This window comes from Singulisphaera rosea (genome assembly GCF_054877945.1).
On the sequence record NZ_JBTYIP020000069.1, the window covers coordinates 1 to 3,531 of the forward strand.

2 protein-coding genes are annotated in these 3,531 nt (G+C 62.8%); both read right to left on the reverse strand.

The annotated features are described in order from the left end of the window. Window positions 1–232: 232 nt before the first annotated feature. The gene (locus ACYOEI_RS40870) at window positions 233–2,671 is read right to left on the reverse strand and encodes a M56 family metallopeptidase (RefSeq protein WP_462856441.1); all 2,439 of its coding nucleotides are present in this window, start codon (window positions 2,669–2,671) and stop codon (window positions 233–235) included. After that, window positions 2,635–3,093 (reverse strand): BlaI/MecI/CopY family transcriptional regulator, encoded by a 459-nt coding sequence (locus ACYOEI_RS40875; RefSeq protein WP_462856442.1) that lies wholly within the window; start codon window positions 3,091–3,093, stop codon window positions 2,635–2,637. Before ACYOEI_RS40875 ends, ACYOEI_RS40870 begins: the two co-directional genes overlap by 37 nt. Window positions 3,094–3,531: the final 438 nt, after the last annotated feature.

Below are 3,531 nucleotides of genomic sequence, written 5' to 3' on the forward strand. Positions count from 1 at the left end.
CCGCAGCGAAGCGCAGGTGCCTGTCCCCGTTTCCGCCGCAGCGGACGGCGACGGCCCGGAAAATGGGGACAGGCACCCGGCCTCGGAGTTGACCCGTGAGGGGCCCAGCCTGACCCGGCCGGGAGCCAGTCCCCGTTTTCCTCCGACGTGCGCAACGCGTGCGTGAACCGCTCTAACTTTGGGCTTCGCCACTCGAGGCCTTGCCACACGGTTTGACCTCGAGCAGTCCGGATCAGCGGCGCCTCTTGGTCGTTGAGGAGCCATCGGACAACGGACCGTCTTCGCCCTCAAGCCTGATACAATACGGCATGATGAGGATGAGACGCTCGCACCTCACCGACTTACTATCGACCATGCGCTCGTAATGTCCCAGGCTGATCAGCAGGCTGGAATCATCGGGGATGTCGCAGGTTGACTCGTAGTGAACTTCGCCGGAGGTGATTCCATCCGCCTTCGGCTCGATCTCGCGACCCGGCATCATCGTGTCGACCAAGGAGACCGTAAGCTTCGTCCCCTGTGGCAAAAACACCCCCTTAACTTCGACCTGCGTACGACCGAACTCTTTGGTCTGGCTCTCCAAGAGGGTTCCTACACGGTCCCCCCCATTCGTCTCGCCTAGATCGAACCTGGCGGGCATCTGTTCGAAGGAGGTGACTTTCGGAGCCACGCGAATTTTTAAATAACTGCGACTCTTAATGACCTGCGTCAGCTCGCCCAACCATTCACGATCCACGAGCGAACCTCGCGTGTCGGCCCCCTCGTTGCAGGGCTTGAGGTGACGCTTAATGCGTTCCCGCCAGGGCTGCTCCTCGAGGTGGATCGACAAGACTTTGAAAGAGATTTGTCGATCGGAGTGAGGAGCCGACGAGGAATTCTTTGCATCGGGCCGTTTTTCAACGGGAGGAGCGGGAGGGATGATGATGCGATGGGGCGTGATGGTGATCAGCCGCTCGCTCTTGACCGTCTTGCCATCGACCTTGCGCTCGTAGTGACCCAGGCTGATCAGCAGGCTGGAGTCATCCGGGACGCCGCAGATACCCTGATAACGGATCTCCTCGGTGGCGAAGACAACCTCCTTCACATTGAATCGGCACTGGACCAATGAGTCGCGTACGTCGACGTTGAGCTTCGTCCCCTGGGCCGAGAACACCCCTTTGATCTCGACTCGAGAATGACCCGGCTCGGCCGCAACTCCAGGCTGGGCTCCTCCGCGCTTCTTTTTCTCCTCTGGGCCGAGATTGATGTGCGCGGGGGCCCCCTCGAAGGTCGTGACCTTCGGCGCCTGGACGACATCCGTAGCGGAGTCTTCCTTGATAATCTTCAGGAACTCGGCCATCCCTTCGCGATCGAGGATCGAACCTCGGGCATCGGCTCCATCGCCACACGATTTGAGTCGATCCTTGAGGCGATCCCGCCAGGGTTGCTCGGCGAGGTCGACCCAGCGAACCTGAAGGGAGATCTGCCGGTCGGAGTCCGCGGCAAGAAAGTCTTCCTTCGCAGCCGGTACGCTCGGATTCGTGCGAATGGGGTTGTCGCGGGGCGGCGTGGGATCTTCCTTAGCGAACCCGACGGAGACCGCCAAGAGCGCGAAAACAACAGCCGTGGGCAATGCGAGGAACGGCCAGACCTGGGGACGTGGGCGAATGGGCGTCATGCCGATCAGCTCCTGAATGCGAGGGGAAAGGGTCGAGTGTTCTCCTCCCAGACTCGCCCCGAACGGGTGCGGGCGGGAAGGAGCGATACCGAGACGGAGACGGGCGAACGCTTCGAGGACTCGGGCCAACGCCAGCGGGTCACCGGTAAGGCGCGCGGCGAGGGCGTCGGCGAGGAATTCGCTCTCGCGGCGCAACGACCGCGACAGCCAGTGGATGCCGGGGTGGAAGAATAGGAGGGCCTCGACGATCCGTTGGGCCACCGTCACGAGATGGTCGAGCCGCCTCGCATGGGCCAGTTCATGGGCGAGCACCGCATCGAGTGCCTCCGGACCCGCCGATGCCAGCCAAGGCCTGGGCAGCAAGACGACCGGGCGGAACGCCCCACAGAGACACGGCTCCGCAAGTTGCGGGTGGACACCGACCCTCGGGACGCCCCCCAGTCGCAACAGCCGGCCGAGCCTCCGGGCCCGCTCCTGCACCCCCCTCGGCGCCTCCGAGGCCGCGTGACGGAGCCGGACGACTCCCCTCACTCCCAGCCCCAGCACACTCGAGAGCGACAGGACCACCACTCCCCAAATCGCGACGGCGAGAGGTCGAACGGCCTGTGCTGCGTTGGACACGCCCTCGACGATGAGGCCGAAGGTACGGATCCAGGGATGTGAACGTCTGACGGCACGGCCTTGATCTGCCGGAGTCGCGGATGAAACTCCCTGGAGAGTCGAATGCGATGATCCGGACGATACCATGACTTCCACCGGCATTCTCCCCGGGACGAGTCCCGCCCCTCGCCAATCGCCGAGAGACTGGAGCGCCGCGAGCGTCCCCGAACCGACCACGACGAGCCCGAGGGCAGCCATCAGGATCCCGCGTTTTGCGCCATGAGAAAGGACCGGCCGCCCCTGGAACAGCAACGCGACGAAGGCCGATAACGCCAGCCCGAGCCAGACGCTGTGCAGCAACACGAGCCAGACGAGGCCGCTCACCCCTTGGGCCGCTTGCGACGCGAGGGCTTGCACGGATCACCTCCTTCCTTGGATTCGCCCGAGAGTCGTCCCTGGTACGCGTCGAGGAGTGAACGGATCTGGTCGAGCTCCTGGGCACTCGGCAAGGATTGGTCGAGCAGGTGCGCGACCAGCAAGCTCGCCGAGCCGCTATATGCTCGCTCGAGCGTCTCGCCCAGCATCGAGCGGAGCGTCTGGTCCCGCGGCAACGCGGGCTCATAAACGAACGCCCGCCCCCGGGGGCTCCGGCGCAAGAGCCCCTTATCGGTCATCACATTCATGAGGCTCATGACCGACGTGTACGCCCGGGGTGGGTCGTGCAGCCGGTTCATCTCTTCAAAAATCTCGCGCACCGACGCGGGCCCGGTGCGCTCCCACAACGCCTTGAGGATCTCCAACTCCGCAGGCGTCGGCTGTTCGGCTCGAGGTCGAACCATGGGATCGAGGACTCCCCATTCCCTCTTGGAAGGTGCCACTCAAACGACGCACGCCACTCTACGGTTTTCACCGTAGTCGTCAACGGCAAAAACCGTAGTAGCCGCAAAGCGGGCGTCGCAAGTTCTTTGGCAACCTGTCCGGTCGGCCCGGCGATCCTGATAAGGCTTACGGCGGAGCTCGAGAAGAGAATCCGTAAGTCGACGAGCGAACGACGCGAAAGGACGATTCCGATGCGAACTAACATCCCCGAGGAAGAACGATATGATCTGGAGCAGAAAGCCTGGATTCGGGCCTTCTTGATCGTCGCGTTCGTTCTGCTCGCCCGACTCGTCGAGAGGCTATAAACGTTCAGGGAAGAAACCACCGGAGGCGATCCGCAGATGTCGCAGATCGACGCAGATGAAATTCGAAATTTTCAATGTTTTCATCTGCGTCGA

Bases quoted from the DNA above. Each gene is read 5' to 3' on its own strand.
- ACYOEI_RS40875 (WP_462856442.1), bottom strand. From the start codon at position 3,093: ATGGTTCGACCTCGAGCCGAACAGCCGACGCCTGCGGAGTTGGAGATC.